This is a genomic window from Pseudomonas sp. Root569, assembly GCF_001427465.1.
Lineage (GTDB): Bacteria > Pseudomonadota > Gammaproteobacteria > Pseudomonadales > Pseudomonadaceae > Aquipseudomonas > Aquipseudomonas synxantha.
This window is the reverse complement of record NZ_LMGQ01000001.1, coordinates 311,662-338,137: the sequence shown is the minus strand read 5'-3', so window position 1 is coordinate 338,137 and position 26,476 is coordinate 311,662. Positions and strand designations below refer to the sequence as shown.

22 protein-coding genes and 1 other RNA gene are annotated in these 26,476 nt (G+C 60.7%); 15 read left to right on the top strand and 8 right to left on the bottom strand.

What is annotated here, in order from left to right:
* Positions 1–224 precede the first annotated feature (224 nt).
* From ASD70_RS01530 to ASD70_RS01515, 4 genes are all read left to right on the top strand, one after another.
* The gene (locus tag ASD70_RS01530) at positions 225–1,907 is read left to right on the top strand and encodes a fatty acid--CoA ligase (RefSeq protein ID WP_056845498.1); all 1,683 of its coding nucleotides are present in this window, start codon (positions 225–227) and stop codon (positions 1,905–1,907) included.
* A 334-nt stretch (positions 1,908–2,241) separates the two neighbouring features.
* The gene (locus tag ASD70_RS01525) at positions 2,242–4,101 is read left to right on the top strand and encodes a DUF1302 domain-containing protein (protein ID WP_043050530.1); all 1,860 of its coding nucleotides are present in this window, start codon (positions 2,242–2,244) and stop codon (positions 4,099–4,101) included.
* A 44-nt stretch (positions 4,102–4,145) separates the two neighbouring features.
* Positions 4,146–5,510, top strand: a complete 1,365-nt coding sequence (locus tag ASD70_RS01520; protein WP_046070951.1) for a DUF1329 domain-containing protein — start codon at positions 4,146–4,148, stop codon at positions 5,508–5,510.
* Between the two features lie 244 nt (positions 5,511–5,754).
* The gene (locus ASD70_RS01515) at positions 5,755–8,484 is read left to right on the top strand and encodes a LuxR C-terminal-related transcriptional regulator (protein ID WP_046070952.1); all 2,730 of its coding nucleotides are present in this window, start codon (positions 5,755–5,757) and stop codon (positions 8,482–8,484) included.
* Positions 8,485–8,496: 12 nt separating this feature from the next.
* Here ASD70_RS01515 and ASD70_RS01510 read toward each other — a convergent pair whose 3' ends face one another.
* Genes ASD70_RS01510 through ASD70_RS01495 form a run of 4 tightly spaced genes read right to left on the bottom strand, consistent with a single transcriptional unit; the run spans position 8,497 to position 11,933 of the window.
* Positions 8,497–9,054, bottom strand: a complete 558-nt coding sequence (locus ASD70_RS01510; protein WP_056845591.1) for a PqiC family protein — start codon at positions 9,052–9,054, stop codon at positions 8,497–8,499.
* A 14-nt stretch (positions 9,055–9,068) separates the two neighbouring features.
* Positions 9,069–10,718: a PqiB family protein gene (locus ASD70_RS01505; RefSeq protein WP_056845497.1), complete on the bottom strand. Its 1,650-nt coding sequence runs from the start codon at positions 10,716–10,718 to the stop codon at positions 9,069–9,071.
* Positions 10,699–11,343, bottom strand: coding sequence for a paraquat-inducible protein A (locus ASD70_RS01500; RefSeq protein ID WP_046070954.1), 645 nt, complete (start codon positions 11,341–11,343; stop codon positions 10,699–10,701). Before ASD70_RS01500 ends, ASD70_RS01505 begins: the two co-directional genes overlap by 20 nt.
* Entirely contained in the window at positions 11,340–11,933 is a 594-nt protein-coding gene (locus tag ASD70_RS01495) for a paraquat-inducible protein A (RefSeq protein ID WP_043050535.1), read from the bottom strand. Before ASD70_RS01495 ends, ASD70_RS01500 begins: the two co-directional genes overlap by 4 nt.
* A 164-nt stretch (positions 11,934–12,097) precedes the next feature.
* On the opposite strand from ASD70_RS01495, the gene ASD70_RS01490 reads away from it, so the two are divergent.
* Together ASD70_RS01490 and ASD70_RS01485 are read left to right on the top strand one after the other, a co-directional pair.
* Complete coding sequence (locus tag ASD70_RS01490; protein WP_046070955.1) at positions 12,098–12,742, top strand: MBL fold metallo-hydrolase; 645 nt, start codon at positions 12,098–12,100, stop codon at positions 12,740–12,742.
* Positions 12,743–12,954: 212 nt separating this feature from the next.
* A complete protein-coding gene (locus ASD70_RS01485) occupies positions 12,955–13,728 on the top strand; it encodes an OmpA family protein (RefSeq protein WP_046070956.1) in 774 nt (257 codons plus the stop codon).
* Positions 13,729–13,797: 69 nt separating this feature from the next.
* Here ASD70_RS01485 and ASD70_RS01480 read toward each other — a convergent pair whose 3' ends face one another.
* The 4 genes from ASD70_RS01480 to ASD70_RS01465 all read right to left on the bottom strand — a co-directional run bounded on the left by ASD70_RS01480 (position 13,798) and on the right by ASD70_RS01465 (position 17,245).
* The gene (locus ASD70_RS01480; RefSeq protein WP_043050538.1) at positions 13,798–14,379 is read right to left on the bottom strand and encodes a BON domain-containing protein; all 582 of its coding nucleotides are present in this window, start codon (positions 14,377–14,379) and stop codon (positions 13,798–13,800) included.
* Positions 14,376–14,969: a phosphoheptose isomerase gene (locus ASD70_RS01475; RefSeq protein WP_007904374.1), complete on the bottom strand. Its 594-nt coding sequence runs from the start codon at positions 14,967–14,969 to the stop codon at positions 14,376–14,378. Before ASD70_RS01475 ends, ASD70_RS01480 begins: the two co-directional genes overlap by 4 nt.
* Positions 14,970–15,062: 93 nt before the next feature.
* The gene (locus ASD70_RS01470; protein ID WP_046070957.1) at positions 15,063–15,434 is read right to left on the bottom strand and encodes a YraN family protein; all 372 of its coding nucleotides are present in this window, start codon (positions 15,432–15,434) and stop codon (positions 15,063–15,065) included.
* Positions 15,434–17,245, bottom strand: a complete 1,812-nt coding sequence (locus ASD70_RS01465; protein WP_046070958.1) for a penicillin-binding protein activator — start codon at positions 17,243–17,245, stop codon at positions 15,434–15,436. The genes ASD70_RS01470 and ASD70_RS01465 overlap by 1 nt, the downstream gene beginning before the upstream one ends.
* 176 nt (positions 17,246–17,421) lie before the next feature.
* Here ASD70_RS01465 and rsmI point away from each other — a divergent pair, with 176 nt between their 5' ends.
* The 9 genes from rsmI (at position 17,422) to mraY (ending at position 26,472) form a co-directional block, all read left to right on the top strand.
* Positions 17,422–18,327 (top strand): 16S rRNA (cytidine(1402)-2'-O)-methyltransferase, encoded by a 906-nt coding sequence (rsmI, locus tag ASD70_RS01460; RefSeq protein WP_152973752.1) that lies wholly within the window; start codon positions 17,422–17,424, stop codon positions 18,325–18,327.
* A 96-nt stretch (positions 18,328–18,423) separates the two neighbouring features.
* Positions 18,424–18,777, top strand: an RNA gene (gene rnpB / locus ASD70_RS02790) — RNase P RNA component class A.
* A 355-nt stretch (positions 18,778–19,132) separates the two neighbouring features.
* Positions 19,133–19,588 carry a division/cell wall cluster transcriptional repressor MraZ gene (gene mraZ / locus ASD70_RS01455; RefSeq protein WP_003171868.1) on the top strand — a complete coding sequence of 152 codons (456 nt, stop codon included), beginning with the start codon at positions 19,133–19,135 and terminating at the stop codon, positions 19,586–19,588.
* Positions 19,585–20,532: a 16S rRNA (cytosine(1402)-N(4))-methyltransferase RsmH gene (gene rsmH / locus ASD70_RS01450; RefSeq protein ID WP_046070959.1), complete on the top strand. Its 948-nt coding sequence runs from the start codon at positions 19,585–19,587 to the stop codon at positions 20,530–20,532. Before mraZ ends, rsmH begins: the two co-directional genes overlap by 4 nt.
* Positions 20,529–20,822, top strand: a complete 294-nt coding sequence (ftsL, locus tag ASD70_RS01445; RefSeq protein WP_003188663.1) for a cell division protein FtsL — start codon at positions 20,529–20,531, stop codon at positions 20,820–20,822. The genes rsmH and ftsL overlap by 4 nt, the downstream gene beginning before the upstream one ends.
* Positions 20,822–22,564, top strand: coding sequence for a peptidoglycan D,D-transpeptidase FtsI family protein (locus ASD70_RS01440; protein ID WP_164484468.1), 1,743 nt, complete (start codon positions 20,822–20,824; stop codon positions 22,562–22,564). The genes ftsL and ASD70_RS01440 overlap by 1 nt, the downstream gene beginning before the upstream one ends.
* A complete protein-coding gene (locus tag ASD70_RS01435; RefSeq protein WP_056845496.1) occupies positions 22,564–24,027 on the top strand; it encodes a UDP-N-acetylmuramoyl-L-alanyl-D-glutamate--2,6-diaminopimelate ligase in 1,464 nt (487 codons plus the stop codon). Before ASD70_RS01440 ends, ASD70_RS01435 begins: the two co-directional genes overlap by 1 nt.
* A complete protein-coding gene (locus tag ASD70_RS01430; RefSeq protein WP_056845495.1) occupies positions 24,020–25,390 on the top strand; it encodes a UDP-N-acetylmuramoyl-tripeptide--D-alanyl-D-alanine ligase in 1,371 nt (456 codons plus the stop codon). Before ASD70_RS01435 ends, ASD70_RS01430 begins: the two co-directional genes overlap by 8 nt.
* A complete protein-coding gene (gene mraY / locus ASD70_RS01425) occupies positions 25,390–26,472 on the top strand; it encodes a phospho-N-acetylmuramoyl-pentapeptide-transferase (RefSeq protein ID WP_004371987.1) in 1,083 nt (360 codons plus the stop codon). The genes ASD70_RS01430 and mraY overlap by 1 nt, the downstream gene beginning before the upstream one ends.
* The last annotated feature ends 4 nt before the right edge of the window (positions 26,473–26,476 follow it).

Genomic DNA, 26,476 nt, shown 5'->3' with positions numbered 1-26,476 from the left:
CTTGCTCCCGATAGCGGTGTGTCAGCCCTACATAAGCTGACTGACACCCTGCTATCGGGAGCAAGCCCCCTCCCACATTGGTCTTCCATAAGCCGCAGATACTGGCGCAAAGCCAGCATTTGCTCAGGTCTGCAAATCATTCCTTTGGCTGATTTGGCTGAAACATAAGCCCTCTACAGTGCAAGTCTTCAAGCCAAGACCGTGCAGTCATTAAAGGGATTCGTATGTTGCAGACCCGAGTTATCCCGCCCGCCGAAGGTGCGTACCAATACCCGCTGTTGATCAAACGCCTGCTGATGTCCGGGACGCGCTACGAGAAGACCCGCGAAATCATCTACCGCGACAAGCTGCGCTACACCTACCCGACGCTGATCGAACGCGTTGCGCGCCTGGCCAATGTGTTGACCGAAGCGGGGGTCAAGGCCGGTGACACCGTGGCCGTGATGGACTGGGACAGCCACCGCTACCTGGAATGCATGTTCGCCATCCCGATGATCGGCGCGGTGATCCACACCATCAACGTGCGCCTGTCGCCGGAACAGATTCTCTACACCATGAACCACGCCGAAGATCGCTTCGTACTGGTCAACAGTGAGTTTGCGGGGCTCTACCAGGCCATCGCCGGGCAGTTGACCACGGTCGACAAGACGTTGTTGATTACCGATGGTGACACCAAGACCTGCGAGCTACCCAATCTGGTGGGTGAGTACGAAACCCTGCTGGCCGCTGCCAGCCCCAATTACGACTTCGAGGATTTCGACGAAAATTCCGTCGCCACTACCTTCTACACCACCGGCACTACCGGTAACCCAAAGGGTGTGTACTTCACCCATCGCCAACTGGTACTGCACACCATCGGCGTGGCGACGATCATGGGCAGTGTCGACAGCGTGCGCCTGTTGGGCACCAACGACGTGTACATGCCGATCACGCCGATGTTCCACGTACACGCGTGGGGCCTACCCTATGTGGCGACCATGCTCGGCTTGAAGCAGGTCTATCCCGGGCGCTACGACCCTGAATACCTGGTGGAGCTATGGCGCAAGGAAGAGGTCACCTTCTCCCATTGCGTGCCGACCATCCTGCAAATGGTGCTCAACGCCAAGGCCGGCCAGGGTGTGGATTTTGGCGGTTGGAAAATCGTTATCGGTGGTAGTGCGCTTAACCGCTCGTTGTACGAAGCGGCCAAGGCCCGAGGCATTCAACTGACCGCTGCGTACGGCATGTCCGAGACCGGGCCGCTGGTGTCCTGCGCCCACCTCAATGCCGAACTGATGGCCGGCAGCGAAGACGAGCGCACTACCTATCGAATCAAGGCCGGCGTGCCTGGGCCGTTAGTGGAGGCGGCGATCATGGATACGAACGGCAACTTCCTGCCCGCCGATGGTGAAACCCAGGGCGAACTGGTACTGCGTGCGCCCTGGCTCACCGAGGGCTATTACAACGAGCCGCAAAAGGGTGCCGAGCTATGGGCCGGCGGCTGGATGCACACCGGCGACGTCGCCACGCTGGATGCGTTCGGCGTGATCGATATCCGCGACCGCATCAAGGATGTGATCAAGACCGGTGGCGAATGGATCTCGTCCCTGGCTCTCGAAGACCTGGTCAGCCGCCACCCGGCGGTTCGCGAAGTCGCAGTGGTGGGCATTGCCGACCCGCAATGGGGCGAACGCCCATTCGCCTTGCTGGTGGTGCATGAGGGCCATGTGATCGGTGCACGAGAGCTCAAGGAGCACCTCAAGCCTTTCGTTGAACTGGGGCATTTGAGCAAGTGGGCGATCCCGAGCCAGATTGCCGTTGTTACTGAAATTCCCAAGACCAGCGTAGGAAAGCTCGACAAAAAACGTATCCGCATCGACATCATCGAATGGCAGGCCAACAACAGCACGTTCCTGTCGACACTCTAGTGCCCCTCGCCGCGCCCGTTCAGGCGCGGCAACGCTCTATCTTGCGGCTTTACTTGTGATTTACCGAATTTCAGCCATCCTTCTCGCGCCGGCCTTCGCCGGCATGGCGAAAGGGTTGTGGCAGACGGCTTGGTGATGCAAATCACACTTTAGAGGGATCAAGCGATACCTACCGCTGGCTATAGTCCCTTTCAGAGTTTTTCAAGGATGTTGTGCTTCGGGCCATGGGGGCCCGGTTGTCGTGCGGCATTGGAATCGTTGTATTCCGGCCGTTACATGCATCCAGCCGCAGAACTCACTGCCATAACAATAAAATGCACATGGAGTAGCGTCGATGACCTCAGTAAACCAGTTCTGGCGCCGGGCAAGACTGCCCCTGGCCGTCAGTCTCGCTTCTACGCTCGCCGGGCCCGCATTCGGCGTCAGTTTCAACATTGGTGAAATCGAAGGGAGTTTTGATTCGTCGCTTTCCGTCGGGGCAAGCTGGTCCACGGCCAAGCCCAACCGCGACCTGATCGGTGCCAACAACGGTGGCAAGGGCTTGTCCCAGACTTCCGATGACGGCCACTTGAACTTCAAGCGCGGCGAGACGTTCTCGAAGATATTCAAGGGCATCCACGACCTGGAACTGAAGTACGGCGACACCGGTGTGTTTGTGCGTGGCAAGTACTGGTACGACTTCGAACTCAAGGACGAAAGCCGTCAGTTCAAGGACATCAGTGACAACAACCGCAAGGAAGGCGCCAAGTCTTCGGGCGGGCAGATCCTCGATGCGTTCGTCTACCACAACTACTCGATTGCCGATGCGCCGGGCTCGGTGCGGTTTGGCAAGCAGGTGGTGAGCTGGGGTGAAAGTACCTTCATCGGCGGCGGCATCAACTCTATCAACCCGATCGATGTGTCGGCGTTCCGTCGTCCCGGCGCCGAGATCAAGGAAGGCTTGATCCCGGTCAACATGTTCTATGTGTCCCAGACGCTTACCGACAACCTGTCGGCAGAGGCGTTTTACCAACTGGAGTGGGACCAGACCGTTACCGATAACTGCGGCACCTTCTTCTCGCAGCCGGACGTGATCTCCGATGGTTGCAGCAATAACCTGCGGGTACTGAACAAGCGCTCGACCATCCCGGCCGCAGCCTTGCCGACCCTGGGTGCCCTGGGTGTGGACGTCAACAGCGAGGGCGTGCTGGTGCGCCGTGGGCCGGACCGTGACGCACGGGACAGCGGCCAGTTCGGCGTGGCCATGCACTACAACTTCGAGCCGCTGGACACCGAGTTCGGCGCCTACTTCATGAACTACCACAGCCGTGCGCCGATCTTCAGTGCACAGGGTGCGCCATCGGCGGCCTATACTCGTCCTTTGGGCCCGCTGGGGGCATTGCGTCCGCTGATCGTGGCCGGCAGTTCGAACTACTTCGTCGAGTATCCTGAAGATATCCGCCTCTATGGCTTGAGCTTCTCTACCACGCTGCCTACAGGCACCGCCTGGAGCGGTGAGTTGAGCTACCGCCCCAACGCACCGGTGCAGTTGAGCACCACCGACATCCTGTTCGCCGGTGTCACGCCGATTCCGGGCTTTGGCAATGCCTCCGTACTCAAGGGCTCGCCAGGCCAGGACCTGCATGGCTACAACCGCAAGGAAGTGACCCAGTTCCAGACCACCTTTACGCACTTCTTCGATCAGGTCATGGGCGCCAGCCGCCTGACCACGGTCGGTGAAATCGGCGTGACCCATGTCGGTGGCCTGGAAAGCAAATCCCAGGCGCGTTATGGCCGCGATCCAGTGTTCGGCCCAGGCACCTTGCCGGGTGGCTTCTGCGCCGCGCTTAACAACTCCACCGCCAACGGCGCCGGCCTGCCCAACGCTGCCGGCTTGAACACCAACTGCAACAACGACGGCTACACCACCGCAACCTCCTGGGGCTACCGCGCCCGTGCCATCTGGGAATACCCGGACGTGTTCGCTGGCGTCAACCTCAAGCCCAACGTGGCCTGGTCCCATGATGTCAAGGGCTACTCGCCTGGTCCCGGCGGCAACTTTGAAGAAGGGCGCAAGGCGGTCAGCCTGGGCCTGGATGCCGAATACCAGAACACCTACACCGCGAGCCTGGCCTACACCAACTTCTTTGGTGGCAAGTTCAGCACTGTGGATGACCGCGACTTCGTCGCCTTGAGTTTCGGCGCCAACTTCTAAGCACACTCTTTTCAAGTGGCATGTATTTTCAGGAAGACCAGAGTATGAAAATAACTAAAAGTCTGTTGCACGTGGGTGTGCTTGGGCTGTCGATCCTGGCGAGCAACGTCATGGCGGCAGTCTCGGCGGATGAAGCCGCCAAGCTCGGCACGACCCTGACCCCGATGGGCGCCGAGATGGCGGGCAACGCGGCTGGCACCATTCCTAAATGGTCACCACTGCCCACCAATGCCGGCGCCGTGGATGCCAAAGGGTTCCTGGCCAACCCATACGCCAGTGAACAGCCGCAGTTCACCATCACCGCGCAGAACGTCGAGCAGTACAAGGACAAGCTGGCCCCCGGGCAGTACGCGATGTTCAAGCGTTACCCGGACAGCTTCAAGATGCCGGTTTACCCGACCCACCGCGGTGCCACCGTGCCGGCTGAGGTGTTTGCCTCGATCAAGAAGAACGCTACCACCACCAACCTGGTGTCCGGCGGCAACGGCCTGGAAAACTTCGAGACCGCCGTACCCTTCCCGATTCCTAAAAGCGGCGTCGAAGTCATCTGGAACCACATCACCCGTTATCGCGGCGGCAGCGTGACGCGCCTGGTCACCCAGGCTACTCCGCAAACCAACGGGTCCTACAGCCTGGTGTACTTCCGCGACCAGTTCGTGTTCCGCGACAAAATGAAGGACTTCGACCCGAAAAACCCGGGCAACGTGTTGTTCTACTTCAAGCAGCAAGTCACCGCACCGGCCCGCCTGGCCGGTGGTGTACTGCTGGTGCACGAAACCCTGGACCAAGTGAAGGAGCCGCGTTCGGCGTGGGTCTACAACGCCGGCCAGCGCCGCGTGCGCCGTGCGCCACAAGTGTCCTATGACGGGCCGGGTACTGCCGCCGATGGCCTACGTACGTCCGACAACCTCGACATGTACAACGGTGCGCCGGATCGCTACGACTGGAAGCTGGAAGGCAAGAAAGAAATCTACATCGCCTCCAACAGCTACAAGATCGACGACCCCAAGCTCAAGTACGCCGACATCATCAAGGCCGGCCACATCAACCAGGACCTGACGCGCTATGAGCTACGTCGTGTCTGGCACGTGGTCGCCACCTTGAAGGAAGGCCAGCGCCACATCTACGCCAAGCGTGACTTCTTCATCGACGAAGACACCTGGCAAGCGGCGGTGATCGACCACTACGACGGCCGCGGCCAACTGTGGCGCGTCGCCGAAGCCCATGCCGAGAACTACTACGACAAGCAAGTGCCGTGGTACGCCCTGGAAACCCTCTACGACCTGCAGTCCGGCCGTTACCTGGCCTTGGGCATGAAGAACGAAGAGAAACAGGCCTATGACTTCGGCTTCACCGCCACCACCAGCGACTTCACCCCAGCGGCCCTGCGCCAGGACGGTGTTCGCTAACCTGTAGGAGCGAGCTTGCTCGCGAAGGTCGTCAACGATAACGCGCCCATCCTGGATGGGCGCGTTGTTTTTGAGTGCTTCGCGAGCAAGCTCGCTCCTACTTCTTCCCAGGAGTCTGGGCGAGATATTTTTTGTCGCAGTTCTTTTTCAGCCATTTGTTGCAAAGATCTACAATCCCGCCGCTTTTACCGCTAGTCTGCGGACATCTGCAATGCCGACAACAGCCTTCTACAAGAGCCCGGCGATGACTGATCTGTCCCGAATCCACGGGCCTGCCAGCGTGGTGATTCCGACCCTGGAAGGCCGTTTCTACAGACCCCCGCTACCTGACGGCTACGTGCTGCGCCCGCGCCTGTGCGAACGGCTGAATGCCGGCCTGGACGGGCGACTGCTGCTGGTCTGTGCCCCTGCGGGGTTCGGCAAGAGTTCGTTGGCGGTGGAGTTCTGCCAGGGCTTGCCAGCCCATTGGCAAAGCCTGTGGTTGGGCCTGAGCCCAAGGGACAGTGACCCCGGGCGCTTCCTGGAACGGCTGCTGGATGGCTTGCAGCAGTACTTTCCACAGCTCGGCGGCCAATCCCTCGGGTTGCTGAAAATGCGCCAGCGCCATCAACCCTTTGCCTTTGAAGAATGGCTCGATGGGCTGCTCGATGAGCTGGCGATGCACCTGTCTACGCGCTCGCCTTTGTTGCTGGTGCTGGACGACTACCACCTGGCCCAGGGCCCGGTGCTGGATCGCTGCCTGCAGTTTTTCCTCAACCATTTGCCCGATGGGCTGTTGGTTCTGGTTACCAGTCGGCAGCGCCCCGATTGGCACCTGGCGCGCCTGCGCCTGTCGCGGCACCTGCTGGAACTGCATGAGCAAGACCTGCGTCTGACCCATGACGAATCCCTGGCTGTGCTGGATGGGCACAGCAGTGCGTTGCGCGGCGAGGCGTTGGAAAACTTGATCCGCCGTAGCGAGGGTTGGGTCGCCGGCCTGCGCTTCTGGCTGCTGGCGGCCTCCGAAGCTGGCAGTGACGGCGCCTTGCCCCAGAGCCTGCACGGTGGCGAAGGGCTGATTCGCGATTATTTACTCGAAGAAGTCATCGATTGCCTGCCCGTGGAGGTGCAAGGGTTCCTCTACGACACGGCCTCCCAGGAGCGCTTTTGCAGCGAGTTGTGCGATGCGGTGCGCGAAGCCCATGACAGCGCAGAAATCCTGCGTTATCTGCAGGCTCACCAGGTATTTCTGGTACCTCTGGATGAACAAGGCCATTGGTACCGTTATCACCATCTGTTTTCGGACCTCCTACGTACTCGCCGCGAGAAGAGCGCGACCTTGCCGCCGGCCAGCTTGCACTTGCGCGCCTGCCGTTGGTTCAACGCCCAGGGGTTGATCGACGAAGCGGTGGAGCAGGCGCTGCGGGCCGGTCATCTGGATGTGGCGGCGAACCTGGTGCAGAACCTGTCCGAAGAGCAGCTGTTGGCGGAGCAGAATGTCGGCATGCTGCTGCGCTGGAAGATGGACTTGCCCGACAGCCTGCTGATCAGCACACCGCGCTTGATCGTGCTGTATAGCTGGGCACTGGGGCTGGCGTGCCAATTGGATGCGGCGCAGGAGCTGTCCAGCTATCTCAGCCGCTTCCTGCCGGCGCCATCGGCCACCGCGCAGAAATCCATGCTGGCCCAATGGCTGGCACTGAGCGGGATCATTGCCCGTGGGCGCGGGGACCGCGAGCTGACCCAGCGCTATTGCAACGAGGCGTTGGAAAGCCTGCCGCAAAAGCGTTACGGCCAGCGCCTGATGTGCCTGTCGACCCTGTCCAACCTGGCCATAGTCGATGCCGACCTGTGGCGCGCCCGGGGCCTGAACCGCGAATCCCTGGAACTGGCGCAGCGCGTCGGTAACCCACTGTTTGAAGCTTTGGCTCATTACGACCGGGCCCGGGTGCTGCAGGCGCGGGGCGAGATCCTGCGCTCCCTGGACGAAGTACGCCAGGGCCTGGAGCGCCTGCACGGCCTGGCGCCCCAACGGCTGTACGCCGTGCGCGCGCGGTTGTCGCTCTATGAAGGCTACCTGCTGCTGGCGCGTTACCAACCCGAAGCCGGCCTTGTGCGCTTGCGCGCCGGCTTGGCCGAAGCCCGCGCTTGCCGGGACATCAGCGTGCTGATCGGGCATTGCGTGATCGCCAACTTCGAAGGCCGGCGCGGCGATTTTTCCAATGCCTTTGCCGAGCTGGCCGAAGCCGAGCGCTTGATGCATATCTGGGACGTGCCGCCGATCTACTATCTGGCGATGATCACCCTGATCAAATGCGAATTGTGGCTGGCCCAGGGGCGCACTGACTTGGCCGATGCCTGGCTGACCCGGCTCGGGCAGACCTACAACGGTGAGCACGCCGCGGCCGCTCCGGAGTTTCATCCGCACCTGCCACAGCATATCGAGCTGCAACAAGCTGCCCTGGATGCCGCGCGCCATCAGCCCGACATTGCCCTGCAACGCCTCGAAAGACTGGCGCAACAGGCCCATGACAGTGGGCGCCAGATGATTGCCCTGATGGCCCTGACCCAGCAAGCACAGCTCCTGCTGGAGTGTGGTCAGGAGGCCAAGGCCAGGACGGTATTGGCTCGCGCACTTGAAGCTGGTGCGGGCGGCGCGCTACAGCCGTTTCAGCGGTTGCTGGAAGGTTACCCGGACTGGATGCGCGAGCAGCTGGGCAAGGAAGCCCATGGCCTGCTGAACCAGAGCTTGCTGGCGCTGCTGCCTCAAGCCCGTGTGGTCGAGGCCTCGCCTCATCAAGAAACCCTGAGCACGCGGGAACTGGCGGTGTTGCAACTGATTGCCCAAGGCTGTTCAAACCAGGAAATCAGCAACCAGCTGTTTATCTCCCTGCACACGGTGAAGACCCACGCCAGCCATATCAACAGCAAGCTCGGCGTGGAGCGTCGAACCCAGGCGGTGGCGCGAGCCAAGTCCATGGGTTTGCTGGCCTGAGTGCATCGCCGTTTATTGTGCAGCAGGGCAGCCTTTGAGTGATGTGTCGACCGTCTGATTGATCAACGCCGCGAAACGCTTGAGGTTGTTCTGGTGCGCCAACACCAGCTCGTCGATGCTCGGCCCTGCAGGTGACTGCAAGGTGCTGCGACAAGTCAGGGCCGGGTGATCGCCGTTGACCTGCCGCAGGCGCCAGCGCACGTCGAGCAACGCGTACTGCCCGGGGACCGAGTCAAAACGCTGTACTTCAATGCGCAAGGCCACAGCCTGCTGCGGATTACTGTTGGCCAACTGATCCACCAAAGCGCTCCTCAGCTCGTCGGCGAGGCTGGCAGCCCACCACTGGGTTTCAAGAATCGCCAACCCACTGTCGCCCTGGCGCACCACTATCTGCGCGCGATCAACCTGGGGCGGCACACTGATGCTGTCAATGCGCACGCCGGCGGCATCCGCTCGCGAGCTGTTGCTCCAGTGCGCCGGGGTCAGGGTGTGGAAGGCAATGGGTTCACTGCGACACGCTGCGAGCAGCAGCAGGGAGGTCAGCAGCGTGATCTTCAACGGCAGCGTCATGGCGGCTCCAATGGTCATTTGCGCGGTGGTCCTTGCAGGTCGGTCGGCGCGGCGTTATCGGGACGACCGCGAATCAGCGACTCCGGATGCCGGCCAAGGTAATCCGAGAGTTCGCGCAAGGAGCGCGACATGCGCGCCAGTTCATCCAGGGTCTGGGTCAGTTGTTCACGCTGCGGCGAGTCTTCGGCCAGAGTAGAACTGGCTGATTGGAGGGTCTTGCTCACGTCGGCCAACGTCGTCTGAACACCCGGCAGAGTCTTGGCGTTGAATTGCGCCAGCCCCTTGCGCAGTTCGACCAGGCTGGCGTCGAGGTTGCCGGCAATGCGCTCGACAGGCAGTTGGCTAAGCTTGTTGACGATGCCTTCGAGCTTCTCCTGCAACTGTTCGAGGTTGCCGGGGATCGTGGGAATGCCAACCGGACGTTGGTTGGGGTCAAATGCGACTTTCTCGGCTTTGGGGTAGAAGTCCAGGGCGATGTACAACTGGCCGGTCAGCAAGTTACCGCTGCGAGCCTGGGCGCGCAGGCCGTTTTCGATGAAGCTGCCGATCAGGCGCACGCCAGCCGCCTCATCGTCAGGGTTATTGTTCATGGCCTTGAGCAGCTTGGTATGGGCTTCGCCGAGCAGTTGCGGATAGATCACGATGCCGACATTGACCGGGAAGCTGCGTTTCTTCGCATCGAAATCCAGGTTGATCGACACCACTTTACCGAACTCGACGCCGAGGAACTCCACCGGCGCGCCGACTTTCAACCCGCGCAGAGCCTGGTCAAAGCGCAGGACCATGTATTGCCCCTTGCCATTGGGCGGGGCGAGGGCGCTTTGCTGGTCTTCGAACAGTTCAAAACCGCGGTTTTCCTCGGCTGGCTTGTCGTTGGGGTTGTAGGGTGGGGCCTGGAAGGAGATCCCGCCCATCAACATGGACGACACGGATTCGGTCTTCAACGCAAAGCCATTGGCGCCGACGCTCAAATCGATACCGCTGGCATTCCAGAAGCGGGTGTTCTCGGTGACATACAGGTCATTGGGCGCATGCACGAAAATTTCGATATTCACGCCCTTGCCTTCGCTGTCCAGCTCATAGGCCACCACCTGGCCCACGGGGATTTTGCGGTAATAGACCGGGGAGCCGATATCCAGCGACCCCAGGCCCTGGGTATGCAGGGTAAAGCGCTTGCCTGGCTCGCCGTAGGTGATGGGCGGCGGATTTTCCAGGCCTGTGAACTGTTTGGCGCGGGTCTCGGATTGGCCGATGTCTGCGCCGATGTAGTCACCGGAAAGCAGGGTGTCGATGCCGGATACGCCGCCTGCGCCGATACGTGGGCGCACCACCCAGTACTTGGAATCTTCGCGGGTGAAACTTTCCGCCTGCTTGGACAACTCGACGGTGGCGTTGACGCTTTTCTGGTCATCGCTCAATGCGACGCCTGTGACTTGGCCAATCACCACGTTGCGGTATTTGACTTCGGTCTTGTTGGCGACCAGACCACTGCCGGTCTTGAAGTTGAGGGTGATGGTCGGGCCTTGTTGCATGACGCTGTGAATCACCAGCGAGATGCCCACCAACACAGCGACAATCGGTACGATCCACACCAGTGAAACGCTGAAGCGACGCGTCTTGATCGCAGGCTTGCCTGCTGGGGTGTCAACGTCGTGTGGCGTCATCCGAACGCTCCTCATAGTGTGGGTTTTCCCAGATAAGCCGTGGGTCGAAACTCATGGCCGCGAGCATGGTAAACACCACCACCAAGCCAAAAAACAGAATGCCCAGGCGCGGCTCGATCGTGCCCAGGGCCTGGAACTTCACCAGCGCGGCCACCAGTGCGACCACGATCACATCGAGCATCGACCAATAGCCGATCAGCTCGATAAACCGGAACAGCTTGGAGCGCTCCTTGCGCGCCCACAGGCTATTGCGCTGCACGGTGACCAGCAACAGTGCCAATGACACGAACTTGATGCCCGGAACGGCGATGCTGGCGATGAAAATGATCAGGGCAATGTCCCAGGCGCCATGCTGCCAGAACTCCAGCACGCCGCTCATGATGGTGCTGTCTGCCCCCGAGCCGAGCATGGTGGTGTTCATCACCGGCAGTAAATTGGCCGGTACATAAAAGGCGAGGGCGGTGAGCATGTAGGCCCAGGTTCGGGTCAGGGACTGAACCTTGCGCCGGTGCAAGGGCGCGCCGCAGCGGTCGCACTCGGTGGGCTCTTGAAGCATGTCGCAGGCCTGGCCGCAGGTGTGGCACAGGCATAGGTTGAGCTCGCGGGCAGTGGGCGGTGAATTCATACGGTGTCCCACAGGTCGCGCACATCGCGCCCGGCAATGCGGATCAGCAACAGGCTGAGGGCGGCCAAGGCAAACAGGCCGGTGCCGGGGATTACATCCAGCATACCGGCCAGCTTGAACACCGCGACCATCGCACCCAGCAGGCAGACTTCCAGCATGCTCCAGGGCCTGAGGGCTTCCAGCCAGCGCATGCACAGCTTGAATGCCGGCGAGCGTCGGCCGGCCAAGGCGAAGCTCAATACCCAGATCAGCAACAGCAGTTGAAACACCGGCGCGATGATGATGGAAATTGCCGCCACCAACGCAATAAACGTGATCGGCCCCAGGCTCAACGCCACCACCGAATCCCAGAGCGTCGCGCTGTTTTTCAAGCCCTGCAGGCTGATGCTCATCACCGGGTAAAAGTTGGCGAAGGTCCACAACACCGCTGCGGTTACCGTCAGGGCCAGGCGTTGTTGCACCGTCAGGCCGTTATGGCGCTGCAATACGCCCGCGCAGCGTACGCACAGGGCGGTTTGATGTTTGGCGAGCGTGACTTTTTCGTACACGCAGTCGCAGTGTTCGCAGATGACCTGCTGTTGATTCGCCATACGTCTTGCTCCAAACGCGACACGCTGCGGTCCTGGCTGTTGCTGGGTTCGATGGCGCTTGAGTAGCTTAGCATTTGATGCAACGCAAATTCGATGCCTTCCAGATCTGGGGCAAGGTCAACCATACTGTGTCAGGAATGCCATAGAGCTTGCAGGAACGTCCCATGCTTAACCAGAAAGGCCCGTTGATCCGCGAAACTTTCCCCGTCGGCCCGTTACAATGCAACTGCACCATCATCGGTGACCCGATCAGCAAAAAAGCCATTGTGGTCGACCCGGGCGGCAACCCTGAGTTGATCCTGGCGCGGCTGGCTGCCCTGGGCCTCCAGGTGGTGAGCATTATCCACACCCATGCGCATCTGGATCACTTCCTGGCCTCCGGGCAGTTGAAGGAGAAGACCGGCGCGACGCTGCACCTACATAAAGAAGATCAATTCCTCTGGGACAACCTGGAAATGCAGTGCCGGATGTTTCGCGTGCCCTATGTCCCGGTGCCGTCGCCGGACCGCTGGCTGGAGGATGACGAGGAACTGGCCTGCGGTTGTGGCGTGGCCTTGCACACACCAGGGCATACACCGGGTTCGATGAGTTTCTGGTTTGCCGATGCCAAGTTGCTGATTGCCGGTGACACCTTGTTCCGGCGCGGCGTGGGACGCACCGATTTATGGGGCGGCGACCAGGCTACAATCGTGCGTTCGATCAAGCAGCGCCTGTATACGCTCGACGAAGGCGCGACGGTGGTCACCGGTCATGGGCCGGACACCTGCCTGGGCGACGAGATGCGGGAAAATCCCTTCGTGCGCGCTTGATCGTCGATGAGTCTGACAAGCGCTGCAGCAAAACCCAGGTCGTTTTCTGCCTGCGTCTGCTACGGTTCCTGTAGCGGTGACATTGGCTAACCTTTTGTTACAGCATGGGCGGCGGCCACGGAATTTTTACCGCTGGTCGTGTTCCAAACTCGGCACAGGTCCATTGCCAATGTCCTCTGCATCACAGAATGCAAAAGTAGGAGCTTCCCTTCATGTTTACTCCGCGTCGTCTGCTTGTTGTCGCTACCGCCGTAGCCCTGTTGTCTGGCTGCGCTTCACCTAATCCATATGACGGCAGCCAGGGACAGGCCAGCAATGGTTCCGAAAGCGGTATGAGCAAGACCGCCAAGTACGGCGGCCTGGGTGCGCTGGCCGGCGCGTTGGCTGGTGCGGCCATCGACCATAACAACCGTGGCAAGGGCGCGCTGATTGGCGCAGTCGTCGCGGGTGCCGGCGCCGCTGGTTATGGCTACTACGCCGACCAGCAAGAGAAAAAACTGCGCGAAAGCATGGCCAACACCGGGGTGGAAGTGCAGCGCCAGGGCGACCAGATCAAGCTGATCATGCCGGGCAACATTACCTTCGCCACCAACTCGGACGCGATCTCCAGCAGCTTCTACCAGCCGCTGAACAACCTGGCCAACTCCCTCAAGCAGTTCAATCAGAACACCATCCAGATCGTCGGCTACACCGATAGCACTGGCAGCCGCCAGTTGAACATGGACCTGTCCCAGCGTCGTGCCCAGAGCGTGGCCAACTACCTGACTTCCCAGGGTGTCAGCGCTGCCAACCTGAGCGCCCGCGGTGCCGGCCCGGATAACCCGATTGCCAGCAACTCCGACGTGAATGGCCGTGCCCAGAACCGTCGCGTAGAGGTCAACCTCGGCCCGATCCCAGGCCAGCAATACGGCCAGCCGGGCCAGCAACAGCAGGTGCCACAGCAGAACAATCAGTTCCAGGGCAATCCATACCAGCAGTACCAATAAACCCTGCTCACAAAAAAGGGCGCCGTGCAGTCAATGCACGGCGCCCTTTTTTGTGGCTGCCGATCTACATCAATCGATGTACTCGAACACCTTGACGATCTTCTGCACACCGGACACACCCTGTACCAGGTTGGCGGCACGGGTGGCTTCGGCCTGGGTCAGCAGGCCCATCATGTAGACGATGCCGTTGTCGGTGACGATCTTGATCCGCGAACCCGGGACCGCACTGTCGGTAAGCATCTGCGCCTTGATCTTGGTGGTCAGCAAGGCATCGTTGCTGATGGCCAGCAGGGTGATCGGGTCCATGACCTGCAACTCGTTATGGACCTTCTTGACCCGCTGCACCCCCGCGGCGGCTTGCTCGGCCTGGGCCTTGAGGTCGGCGCGGGGTGTTTGCCCTGCCAGCAGGACGACACCGTTGAAGCTGGTCACTACGATGCGCGATGCACCGTTGCCCAGGTCGGTGGCGGCCTTGGCGACGTTGACCTTGACCTTGGTTTCGATCAGCGAATCATCGATGGTGCTGCCGAATGTGCGCGTGCCCCTGTCGTCCTGGATGGGGGTGTCCCGTGTGGCGGTGATTGCCGAGCTGCAGCCGCTGATGGCTAGGCACAGCGTAATGGCCATGAGGCTGAGGCGGTTAACGGTCATTCTTCACTCCCGAACAGTTGGCTGTCGATCAGATCGCACAGGCAGTGGATCGCCAGCAGGTGGACTTCCTGGATGCGTGCGGTGACATTGGCCGGGACGCGAATCTCTACGTCCTCGGGCAGCAGCAGCGAAGCCATGCCGCCGCCGTCGCGTCCGGTCAAGGCTACGACAATCATTTCACGATCATGTGCGGCCTGGATCGCCTGAATAATATTCGCCGAGTTGCCGCTGGTGGAAATCGCCAGCAACACATCGCCCGGCTGGCCGAGGGCGCGGATCTGCTTGGAAAAGATTTCGTTGTAGCTGTAGTCATTGGCGATCGAGGTGATCGTCGACGAATCGGTGGTCAAGGCAATGGCCGGCAGGCTCGGGCGCTCACGCTCAAAGCGATTGAGCAGCTCGGACGAAAAATGCTGGGCATCGCCAGCCGAACCACCGTTGCCGCACGAAAGCATTTTGCCTTCGTTGAGCAAGGCGTTGACCATGACCTGACTGGCTTGCTCGATGTGCGGTGCAAGTACGTCCATCGCCTGTTGCTTGGTGTCGATGCTGGCCTGGAAAAGCTGGCGAATTCGGGATTGCATGTCCATCTGTGTGACCTTAAGTAGCGCGGCTGTTTGGCACAGGTAATGTGCAGCCCGCAAAGCAAAGAGCAAAAGTGTGGGTTGAAGGTGCCGGGTGGGTCAGCTGTCGAAGGCATCCTTGAGCCAGTTCAAATCAGCGGGACCCGACGGTGTGCTTTCCATGGCTACCACATCGAAACGGCAGGGGCTGTCAGCCCAGCGATGCTCTTTTTGCAGGAAGAACTGCGCAGCGAGTATCAGCTTCTGACGCTTGCGCCCGTCGATACTGGCGAGCGCGCCACCCCATTGTGCGTGTTTTCTATAGCGGACTTCGACAAATACTACTGTATCGCCGTCAAGCATGACCAGATCAAGCTCTCCGCGTTTACACAACCAGTTCTGCGCCAAAAGGCGCAGACCCTGTTGTTGCAGGTATTTCAGTGCCTGGAGTTCGGCATCCTTGCCGCTTTGTGCGCTGGACCGCTCGGGCATCAGCGCGGGGTATCTGGAAGGCGCTGGATGTCGCCGCCGACGAATTTCGCCCATGGCATCTGGCGATCAACGCGCTGGTTGGCGCTGATGCCCAGGTTGCCCGAGAGGCCGTCGACACGGGTGTCCGGCAGCGCCTTGAGCTGGCCCAGGCGTGGCGCCAGGCGGTAGGCATCGACACCCATGGCGTACAGGCGGCCGAGGCTGCCATTGGCCTGTGGCCATTGTGCGGCTACCTGGTTGCGCAGCGGGTCGGTGGTATTAAGCAGCCAAGGGGTTTCGCAGAACATCACGTTGGTCATGTCCAGGTACTGGTTGCGGTCGCCGCTGGCACTGAATACGTGGGATGTCGCGTAGACCGGCACATCACCGGCGTACTGGAAGTTCAGGGTCGGCTTGATCTGCTGGGCCAGTTGCGGGGTGACGGCCAGGAAGATGAACTCGATGTCCTGGCGACGCGAAGGCTGGGCGGCAACGTCGGTGCCGACCGTGCTTTGCAGGCTCTTGGCACGGCCTTCACTTTTGCGCAGCTGAAACAGATCGGCGATCTGTTGGGCCAGTGCCACGGGCTGATCGACATATTCGACACCCATGACGGTGCCGCCATTGGCTTCCCAATCCTGGCGGAAGGCCTTGTAGACACGCTCGCCCCATTCGCCACGGGGCACCATGGCGGCGGCGCGATGCAGGCCATCGGCGCGGGCACGGCGCGACACTTCACGGGCTTCGTCTTCAGCGGCCAGGCCGAACTGGAACAGTTGTGCCGGGCCTTGATCGGTCTCGCTGTAGTTCAGTGCCAGGGTAGTGATCGGCAATTGCGGGCGTGCACTGAGCTGCTTGACCAGTGGTTTTTCCAGCGGGCCAACCACCAATTGCACGCCGGCGGCCTGGGCCTTGGCGTAGAAGTCGTCGAGGGAGGTCATGCGCGAGCTGTCGTAGAACTCAATGATCGGCGCCTTCTGCCCGGCTTGTTCGGCCTGGTAGTGAGCCGCCATGAAGCCTTCACGCAGCGCCTTGCCAACCGAAGCCAGCGGGCCTTCCTGCGGCAGCAGCACGGCAATCTTGTTCAATGGCTGGCTGGCCAGTTCCTTGAGCTTGGTCAGCGGCGTAGGCAGTTGAACCGCGGCCGGGTGGCCCGGGTTCTGTGTGCGCCAGGTATCGATGGCGGCTTGTTGTTGCTCCAGGGTGCCGGCACCCTTGACCGCCTGGGCCAGGGTAATCCAACCGTCCAGTGTCGGGTTGCCGGTGGCTTGCAGCTGTTCGGCAGGCAACGCAGCAATCAATACCCAGATGGCTTCGTGGTTGCTTGCAGCGGCATCCCCGGTGAGCAGCGGTGCCATGGCTACCCGCTCGCGAGCGGCGGCGAGGGTCTGGCCATCGGCTTCATAGGCGCGTGCATGCACGGTGCCGGTGCGGATCTGCTGGTCTGTCGGCAGCTCCTTCAGGCTTTGCAGGCTGGGATGGTTCAGCGCCGCCAATGCCGCCTTAGGCTGATTGCGCGTCATTGCCAGTTCGGCGGCCAGGGTGCTGGCAAACACTTGAGCGGCCGGCTTCAGGACATCCAGGGGCACCTGCGCAAGAATCTGCGACGAGCGTGCAGGGTTGTTCTGCTGGTAGGCCAGGTCAGCCGCACTCAGGCGCAACATGGCGGCCTTTTCTGGCGTCTTGGCGTTCGTTGCCTGTTCGAGCAATTGCTCGATACTGGCATCCGGGGTCCGTGGAAGGTCGCCAAGGCTGGACGAGGGCGAGCTGGCGCAAGCGGCCAGCAAGGCAGCGAGGCAGAGGGCGGAGAGCAGCCGCAGGCAAGCGATCATGTAAGTGTTCCTGATACCGATCAAATTAGCGTGGAAGTGTACCCAAGCACTGGCCCAGGCGCGATGTTAGTGGCGTGAAACAGTCGATTTAGGTCGTGCAAATGTTGCGTTTAACTAACGGTGGCTGAATCGGCATCCACCGTGATGGCATATTTTCAAGGCGTCTACGCGCTACAATGTTGCTTTTGCCAACCATCGAGGTGTGCGTTTTGACTGCTCCAGGTCCATTGAATTCCACTGCAGGCTCGCTTTTTGTCGTGGCGACGCCCATTGGCAACCTGGACGACATCAGTGCGCGGGCGCTGAAAGTGTTGCGCGAGGTTAAATTGATCGCGGCCGAAGACACGCGACACTCCCTGCGGTTGATGCAGCATTTTGGAATCAGCACGCCATTAGCGGCATGCCACGAGCATAACGAGCGTGAAGAAGGCAGCCGTTTCATCACGCGCCTGCTGGCCGGCGATGACGTGGCGTTGATCTCCGATGCGGGTACGCCCTTGATTTCCGATCCGGGTTATCACTTGGTTCGCCAGGCTCGCGCCGCTGGTATCAATGTAGTGCCTGTTCCGGGAGCCTGCGCGCTGATCGCTGCATTATCTGCCGCTGGCCTGCCATCGGACCGCTTTATCTTTGAGGGCTTCTTGCCGGCCAAGGCGGTGGGGCGTCGCGCACGCCTGCAAGCGTTGAAGGAAGAGCCGCGCACCCTGATCTTCTACGAAGCCCCGCACCGTATCCTGGAGTGCCTGCAGGATATGGAGCTGGTGTTTGGAGGTGAGCGCCTGGCGCTGTTGGCCCGGGAGCTGACCAAGACCTTTGAAACCCTCAAGGGCTTGCCGCTGGAAGAGCTTCGCGCATTTGTCGAAGGCGACAGCAATCAGCAGCGGGGTGAGTGCGTGGTGCTGGTGGCGGGTTGGGCTGCGCCGGAAAATGAAGATGCGGTGGGGAGCGAGGCGATGCGCATCCTCGATTTGCTGCTCAAGGAAATGCCGCTCAAGCGTGCCGCGGCCTTGGCGGCGGAAATTACCGGGGTGCGCAAAAATGTGTTGTACCAGGTGGCGCTGGATAAGCAGAAAGCCGAATAGTTCCGGGGGGGAACCTGTATTGCGTCTGAACGTGATGGCACCGCGGTACTTTTAATACTTGTCCTGAGGCCGCCGTGCCGTTAACCTGCGCGGCGGAGAGTCGATTGGACAGTCGCTGCCCTCTATGAAAATTAGGGGGGGGAGGAAAGTCCGGGCTCCATAGGGCGAAGTGCCAGGTAATGCCTGGGAGGCGTGAGCCTACGGAAAGTGCCACAGAAAATAACCGCCTAAGCACTTCGGTGCCGGTAAGGGTGAAAAGGTGCGGTAAGAGCGCACCGCACGACTGGCAACAGTTCGTGGCTAGGTAAACCCCACTTGGAGCAAGACCAAATAGGGTCCCAAGGCGTGGCCCGCGCTGGGACCGGGTAGGTTGCTAAAGATGTCCAGTGATGGCCATCGTAGACGAATGACTGTTCAAGACAGAACCCGGCTTACAGATCGACTCTCCACCTTTTTTCCTTGCGCTCGAATCTCGTGCGCAAACCCGGTAGTAACGCAAGAATCCCTCCCTGCCAAATCATTGGCAGATGCATCTTCGTAATACCAAAAAAATCTTACTCTTAATAAATTACTTTAACTTTAGGTCGTAGCTCTCTGAGCTATTTGCCGTTGTTGAGTCAAAAACATCGTCAAACTCTGGTTTCTCCTCCTTTTACCTTCCTAAATCTCCGTTCTGTAAGGCTTTTCCTTGAATACGCGCCTTGACGGTGTGGTAGGCGCATTCCTATAGTGTGCGCAAGTGGCGGAAAGTGGCACAAAGTGGGTTTTTTGAACGTAAAACGCTAAAATTTGGAGAAACGCATCTGTGTTTCGCGGAGCTAACGCTATCAGTCTCGATGCAAAAGGCCGTCTCGCCATGCCGAGCCGGTATCGTGACGAGCTCATTTCGCGAAGTTCAGGCCAGTTGATCATCACGATTGACGCCGTTGACCCTTGTTTGTGTGTTTACCCCCTCGATGAGTGGGAGTTGATTGAAACCAAGTTGCGCGCGCTGCCTTCATTGCGTGAAGAAAACCGCCGCCTCCAGCGTTTGCTGATCGGTAATGCCGTCGACCTTGAACTCGATGGCAGCGGTCGTTTCCTGGTGCCACCGCGTCTGCGCGAGTACGCCAAGCTCGACAAGCGCGCAATGCTGGTGGGCCAACTGAACAAGTTCCAATTGTGGGACGAAGATGCCTGGGATGCTGTGTCTGCAGCAGACCTGGCTGCTATTCAACAACCGGGCGCCATGCCTGATGAACTGCGTGATTTGATCCTGTGACTATTGATAGCGGCTTTAACCACATCACCGTACTGCTTGACGAAGCCGTTGAGGCTCTCGCCGTACGCGCGGATGGCTGCTATTTGGACGGCACCTTTGGCAGGGGCGGGCACAGCCGGTTGATACTCAGCCAGCTCGGACCCGACGGTAGGCTCCTCGGGTTCGACAAAGACCCTCAAGCGATTGCCACCGGGCAAGCGCTAGCGGCCGAAGACGGCCGCTTTGTCGTTGTGCAACGCAGCTTTGCCGAGTTGGGTGCCGAAGTCGCCGAGCGCGGCATGGCGGGCAAGGTGGCCGGGGTTTTGCTCGACCTGGGCGTGTCTTCGCCCCAGCTCGACGACCCGGAGCGCGGCTTCAGCTTCATGAACGACGGCCCCCTCGACATGCGCATGGACCCTACGCGAGGCGTCAGCGCTGCGCAGTTCATCGCCACGGCTCCGGTAGAAGAAATCGCCCGCGTATTCAAGGAATACGGTGAAGAGCGCTTTGCCGGCCGCATGGCGCGCGCCGTGGTCGAGCGCCGTGAAATCCAGCCGTTCGAGCGTACCGCCGACCTGGCCGAAGTGCTGAAGGTCGCCAACCCTGCGTGGGAAAAAGGCAAGAACCCGGCGACTCGTGCGTTCCAGGGCCTGCGCATTCACGTCAACAACGAATTGGGCGACCTGGAAACCGGCCTTGAAGCTGCGCTTGACGCCTTGGAAGTGGGCGGTCGTCTGGTGGTGATCAGCTTCCACTCCCTGGAAGACCGCATCGTCAAACTGTTCATGCGCCGTCTGGTCAAGGGCGAGTCCGACAACCTGCCGCGCAACCTGCCGGTACGTTTCGAAGCCTTTGTGCCGAAAATCAAAATCCATGGCAAAGCGCAGTTCGCTTCCGAAGCCGAGCTCAAGGCCAACCCACGTTCCCGTAGCGCCGTCATGCGCGTCGCGGAGAAGCTGCGGTGAGCAAGCTTTTCGCCAAGCCCCTCCCGGGCGGCAGCTTCTTTATGTTGCTGCTGTTTGTCGGCGTGCTGGTGTCCGCGATTGCGGTGTCCTACAGCGCCCATTGGAACCGCCAGTTGCTCAACACCCTGTATGGGGAATTGAGCGTGCGTGACAAGGCGCAGGCCGAGTGGGGCCGCTTGATCCTCGAGCAAAGCACCTGGACGGCCCACAGTCGTATCGAAGTGCTGGCCACCGAACAGTTGAAGATGCACATCCCTGGCGCGGCCGAAGTCCGCATGGTGGCGCCATGATGAAACTCGAAGGCGCACTCTACCCATGGCGTTTCCGCCTGATGCTTGGCTTGCTGGCATTGATGGTGGGCGCGATCGTCTGGCGCATCTTCGACCTGCAGGTGGTCGATCGTGACTTCCTGATCGGCCAGGGTGATGCCCGAAGCCTGCGACATATTCCGATTCCCGCGCACCGCGGCCTGATCACCGACCGTAACGGCGAGCCCCTGGCCGTCAGTACCCCGGTGACCACCCTGTGGGCCAATGCCAAGGAGTTGCAGGTCGCCAAGGACAAGTGGCCCGAACTTGCCGCTGCCCTGGGCCAGGACCGCAAAGCCCTGACCGAACGCCTGGAAGCCCAGGCCAATAAGGAATTCATCTACCTGGTTCGTGGCCTCACCCCCGAACAAGGCCAGCAAGTGCTCGACCTTAAAGTCCCAGGTGTCTATGGCATCGAGGAGTTTCGTCGTTTCTACCCCGCGGGTGAAACCACGGCGCATATGGTCGGTTTTACCGATATTGATGACCATGGCCGCGAAGGCGTAGAGCTGGCCTATGACGAATGGCTGGCCGGTGTGCCCGGCAAGCGCCAGGTCATCAAGGATCGGCGCGGCAGATTGATCAAGGATGTCCAGGTCACCAAGAACGCCAAGGCCGGCAAGCCCTTGGCGTTGTCGATTGACCTGCGTCTGCAATACCTGGCCAACCGTGAACTGCGTAACGCGATCATGGAGAACGGCGCCAAGGCCGGCAGCCTGGTGATCATGGATGTGAAGACCGGCGAGATCCTTGCCATGGTCAACCAGCCGACCTACAACCCGAACAACCGTCGCAACCTGCAGCCGGCGATGATGCGTAACCGCGCAATGATCGACGTGTTCGAACCGGGTTCGACCATGAAAGCCATCTCCATGAGCGCCGCCCTGGAAACCGGGCGCTGGAAACCCAGTGACAAGGTAGAGGTGTATCCAGGCACGCTGCAATTAGGCAAGTACACCATTCGTGACGTGTCCCGCAGCGAAGGCCCGATCCTGGATTTGACCGGTATCCTGATCAACTCCAGTAACGTCGGCATGAGCAAGGTCGCCTTTGATATCGGCGGCGAGGCCATCTATCGCCTGGCGCAAAAAATCGGCCTGGGGCAACCTACCGGTCTCAACTTCCCGGGTGAGCGCGTCGGCAACCTGCCGAACTATCGCGAATGGAGAAAGGCTGAGACGGCCACGCTTTCCTACGGCTACGGCTTGTCGGTGACCGCGATCCAATTGGCCCATGCGTTCTCGGTATTGGCCAATAACGGCCGCATGGTCCCGCTGAGCCTGATCCATGTCGACGAACCGCCGCAAGCCACCCAAGTCATGCCGGAGAACGTCGCCAAGACCATCCAGGGCATGCTGCAACAAGTGATCGAAGCACCGCGTGGCGTATTCCGTGCCCAGGTCCCGGCGTATCACGTGGCAGGCAAGTCCGGTACTGCACGTAAGACCTCGGTGGGTACCAAGGGCTATGCCGAAAACTCCTATCGTTCGCTGTTCGCCGGCTTCGGTCCGATGAGCGATCCGCGCTACGCCATCGTCGTCGTGATCGACGAGCCAAGTAAAGCCGGCTACTTCGGTGGCCTGGTCTCGGCGCCGGTGTTCAGCAAAGTGATGTCCGGCACCCTGCGCCTGATGAACATCACGCCGGATAACTTGCCGCCGACCCAACAAGCCAACGCCGGCCCACCGGCCGCCGCTGTAAAAGCCAATGGAGGGCGCGGCTGATGTCTCTGAGCCTGAACAAGATTTTTGCCCATGCCGGCCGCGATCTGCTGATTCGCGAGTTGAGCCTGGACAGCCGTAATGTACGCGCCGGTGACCTGTTCCTGGCGGTGCCCGGCGGCAAGTTCGACGGCCGTGCGCATATCGCCGACGCCCTGCAACGCGGTGCGGCCGCCGTGGCCTATGAAGTGGAAGGCGCCACCGTGCTGCCGATCACCGATGTGCCGTTGATTCCGGTCAAGGGCCTGGCTGCGCAGCTTTCCGATATTGCCGGGCGTTTCTACGGTGACCCGAGCCGCCACCTCAACCTGGTGGGTGTGACCGGCACCAATGGCAAGACCAGCGTGACCCAATTGGTCGCCCAGGCCCTTGACCTGTTGGGCCAACACTGCGGCATTGTCGGCACCCTGGGCACGGGCTTTTATGGCACGCTGCAAAGCGGCCTGCACACCACCCCGAATCCGATTGCCGTGCAAGCGACCCTGGCCGACCTGAAAAAGGCCGGTGCCAAGGCCGTTGCCATGGAAGTTTCTTCACACGGCCTGGACCAGGGTCGAGTTACCGCCCTGGCCTTTGACGTTGCGGTGATGACCAACCTGTCCCGCGACCACCTCGATTACCACGGCACCATGGAGGCGTACGCCGCTGCCAAGGCCAAGCTGTTTGCCTGGAATGACTTGAAATGCCGGGTGGTCAACCTCGACGACGCATTCGGCCGTCAACTGGCTGGCGAAGACAGCGAAGCGCGCCTGATCAGCTATAGCCTGCAGGACTCCGGCGCATATCTGTTTTGCCGTGAAGCCCAATTCAATGACGAAGGCGTGCGCGCCACCTTGGTCACGCCCCAGGGCGAGCACCATTTGCGCAGCACCCTGCTCGGGCGTTTCAACCTGAGCAACCTGCTCGCCGCCATCGGCGCGTTGCTGGGCCTGGATTACGCCCTGGATGAAATCCTGCGCGTGCTGCCGAAGCTGGAAGGCCCGGCTGGCCGCATGCAGCGCCTGGGTGGCGGCACGCAGCCATTGGTGGTGGTCGATTACGCCCACACCCCGGACGCCTTGGAAAAAGTCCTCGAAGCCTTGCGCCCGCACGCCAAGGGCAAATTGCTCTGCCTGTTCGGGTGCGGCGGTGATCGTGACCGCGGCAAGCGTCCATTGATGGCCGAGATCGTCGAGCGTCTGGCCGATGGCGTAGTCGTCACCGACGATAACCCGCGCAGCGAAGACCCGAGCCAGATTTTCGACGACATCCGTGTCGGCTTCAAAGATGTCGCCAAGGCCACTTTTGTTGCCGGCCGCGGCGCCGCCATTGCCCGGTTGATTGCCAGCGCTGGTGTTGACGACGTGGTTGTCCTTGCGGGCAAAGGCCACGAGGACTATCAGGAAATCAACGGCGAACGCCATGCCTTCTCCGATCTGGTCGAGGCCGATCGCGCCCTGACCGCCTGGGAGGCCGCCCATGCTTAAAGCGATGAAGTTCAGCGAACTGGCGCACGCGCTGTCGGCCCGTGTACTTTCGAGCGACTGCACGTTCACTGGCGTCAGTATCGACAGCCGCAATATCCAGCCGGGGCAATTGTTTGTCGCGCTGGCAGGCCCGCGTTTTGACGGCCACGACTATCTCAACGAAGTCGCCGCCAAGGGTGCCGTCGGCGCCCTGGTGCAGCGCGAAGTGGCAGACTCCACTTTGCCACAACTGCTGGTTGCCGATACCCGCTTGGCCTTGGGCCAATTGGGTGCGCTCAACCGTGCCGCCTTCGATAAGCCGGTAGCGGCCATTACCGGCTCCAGCGGCAAGACCACGGTCAAGGAATTGCTCGCCGGTGTCCTGCGCACGCGCGGGCCGGTACTCGCCACCCGTGGCAACCTGAACAATGACTTCGGCGCACCGCTGACCCTGCTTGAACTGGCCCCGGAACACACGGCGGCAGTGATCGAGCTGGGCGCTTCGCGTATCGGCGAAATCGCCTACACCGTGGCGCTGACCAAGCCCCACGTTGCAATTATCAACAACGCCGGTACCGCCCATGTCGGCGAATTCGGCGGCCCGGAAAAAATTGTTGAAGCCAAGGGCGAAATCCTTGAAGGCCTCGACGCCGCGGGCACTGCCGTACTGAACCTGGACGACAAGGCTTTCGAGACCTGGCGTGTACGCGCCGCCGGTCGCAAGGTGCTGACGTTTGCGGTGCTGAATGCGGCCGCCGATTTCCATGCTTCCGACATCCATGTTGACGCTCGTGGTTGCCCGTCCTTTACCTTGCACACCCCGCAAGGTGACGAGCACGTGCAGTTGAACCTGCTGGGCAACCATAACGTCGCCAACGCCCTGGCCGCCGCCGCCGCCGCCCACGCGATGGGCGTGTCGCTGTTCGGTATTGCCACCGGCCTGGGCGCGGTGCAGCCGGTCAAGGGCCGCACCGTAGCGCAATTGGCCAGCAACGGCATGCGCGTCATCGATGACACCTACAACGCCAACCAGTCCTCGGTCTGCGCCGCCATAGACCTGCTCAAGAGCTTCGATGGTCGCAAGGTACTGGTGCTGGGCGATATCGCCGAGCTGGGCGACTGGGCCGAGCAGTCCCATCGCGAAGTTGGCACCTACGCCGCCGCCAAGGTCGACGCGCTCTACGCGGTCGGCCCGAACATGGCGCACGCCGTTAGTGCCTTCGGCCCCGGTGCGCGGCATTTCGCGACGCAGGCTGAATTGATCCAAGCGCTGGCCGCTGGTGAACACGATAAAAACACAACCATTTTGATCAAGGGATCGCGCAGCGCGGTGATGGAAAACGTCGTCGCAGCCTTGTGTGGCTCAAGTACGGAGAAACATTAATGCTGCTGCTGCTGGCTGAGTATCTGCAACAGTTCCACAAAGGCTTCGCGGTCTTTCAGTACCTGACCCTGCGCGGGATCCTGGGTGTGCTGACCGCGTTGTGTTTGTCGCTGTTCCTGGGGCCGTGGATGATCCGCACCCTGCAGAACCTGCAAATTGGTCAATCGGTTCGCAATGACGGCCCGCAGTCGCACCTGTCCAAGTCCGGCACCCCGACCATGGGCGGTGCGTTGATCCTGTCGTCCATCGGCATCAGCACCTTGCTCTGGGCTGACTTGCACAACCGCTACGTGTGGGTGGTGCTGCTGGTGACCCTATTGTTCGGCGCCATCGGCTGGGTCGATGACTACCGCAAGGTGATCGAGAAAAACTCCAAGGGGCTGCCAAGCCGCTGGAAGTATTTCTGGCAGTCGGTGTTTGGTCTGGCCGCGGCGATCTTCCTCTACACAACGGCCCCAAGCGCAGTTGAGACCACCCTGATCATCCCGATGCTCAAGGACGCCAGCATTCCCCTGGGCATTGGTTTCGTGGTGCTGACCTACTTCGTGATCGTCGGCTCCAGCAATGCGGTCAACCTGACTGACGGCCTCGACGGCCTGGCGATCATGCCGACGGTGATGGTGGGCGGCGCCCTCGGCATCTTCTGCTACCTGTCGGGCAACGTGAAATTCGCTGAATACCTGCTGATTCCTTATGTACCGGGCGCGGGTGAGTTGATCGTGTTCTGCGGCGCGCTGATTGGTGCTGGCCTGGGGTTCCTGTGGTTCAACACCTACCCCGCACAAGTCTTCATGGGCGATGTCGGCGCACTGGCGCTGGGCGCAGCCCTGGGCACCATCGCGGTGATCGTCCGCCAGGAAATCGTGCTGTTCATCATGGGCGGCGTGTTCGTGATGGAAACCCTGTCGGTGGTCATCCAGGTGGCTTCCTTCAAGTTGACCGGGCGTCGCGTGTTCCGCATGGCGCCGATCCACCACCACTTTGAACTCAAGGGCTGGCCCGAGCCACGCGTGATTGTCCGCTTCTGGATCATCACCGTGATTCTGGTACTGGTCGGCCTTGCCACCCTGAAACTGAGGTAGAAAC

Coding starts and splice junctions, on each gene's coding strand:
- ASD70_RS01530 (WP_056845498.1), top strand. CDS start 225: ATGTTGCAGACCCGAGTTATCCCGCCCGCCGAAGGTGCGTACCAATAC.
- ASD70_RS01525 (WP_043050530.1), top strand. CDS start 2,242: ATGACCTCAGTAAACCAGTTCTGGCGCCGGGCAAGACTGCCCCTGGCC.
- ASD70_RS01520 (WP_046070951.1), top strand. CDS start 4,146: ATGAAAATAACTAAAAGTCTGTTGCACGTGGGTGTGCTTGGGCTGTCG.
- ASD70_RS01515 (WP_046070952.1), top strand. CDS start 5,755: ATGACTGATCTGTCCCGAATCCACGGGCCTGCCAGCGTGGTGATTCCG.
- ASD70_RS01510 (WP_056845591.1), bottom strand. CDS start 9,054: ATGACGCTGCCGTTGAAGATCACGCTGCTGACCTCCCTGCTGCTGCTC.
- ASD70_RS01505 (WP_056845497.1), bottom strand. CDS start 10,718: ATGACGCCACACGACGTTGACACCCCAGCAGGCAAGCCTGCGATCAAG.
- ASD70_RS01500 (WP_046070954.1), bottom strand. CDS start 11,343: ATGAATTCACCGCCCACTGCCCGCGAGCTCAACCTATGCCTGTGCCAC.
- ASD70_RS01495 (WP_043050535.1), bottom strand. CDS start 11,933: ATGGCGAATCAACAGCAGGTCATCTGCGAACACTGCGACTGCGTGTAC.
- ASD70_RS01490 (WP_046070955.1), top strand. CDS start 12,098: ATGCTTAACCAGAAAGGCCCGTTGATCCGCGAAACTTTCCCCGTCGGC.
- ASD70_RS01485 (WP_046070956.1), top strand. CDS start 12,955: ATGTTTACTCCGCGTCGTCTGCTTGTTGTCGCTACCGCCGTAGCCCTG.
- ASD70_RS01480 (WP_043050538.1), bottom strand. CDS start 14,379: ATGACCGTTAACCGCCTCAGCCTCATGGCCATTACGCTGTGCCTAGCC.
- ASD70_RS01475 (WP_007904374.1), bottom strand. CDS start 14,969: ATGGACATGCAATCCCGAATTCGCCAGCTTTTCCAGGCCAGCATCGAC.
- ASD70_RS01470 (WP_046070957.1), bottom strand. CDS start 15,434: ATGCCCGAGCGGTCCAGCGCACAAAGCGGCAAGGATGCCGAACTCCAG.
- ASD70_RS01465 (WP_046070958.1), bottom strand. CDS start 17,245: ATGATCGCTTGCCTGCGGCTGCTCTCCGCCCTCTGCCTCGCTGCCTTG.
- rsmI (WP_152973752.1), top strand. CDS start 17,422: ATGTTGCTTTTGCCAACCATCGAGGTGTGCGTTTTGACTGCTCCAGGT.
- ASD70_RS01440 (WP_164484468.1), top strand. CDS start 20,822: ATGAAACTCGAAGGCGCACTCTACCCATGGCGTTTCCGCCTGATGCTT.
- ASD70_RS01435 (WP_056845496.1), top strand. CDS start 22,564: ATGTCTCTGAGCCTGAACAAGATTTTTGCCCATGCCGGCCGCGATCTG.
- ASD70_RS01430 (WP_056845495.1), top strand. CDS start 24,020: ATGCTTAAAGCGATGAAGTTCAGCGAACTGGCGCACGCGCTGTCGGCC.
- mraY (WP_004371987.1), top strand. CDS start 25,390: ATGCTGCTGCTGCTGGCTGAGTATCTGCAACAGTTCCACAAAGGCTTC.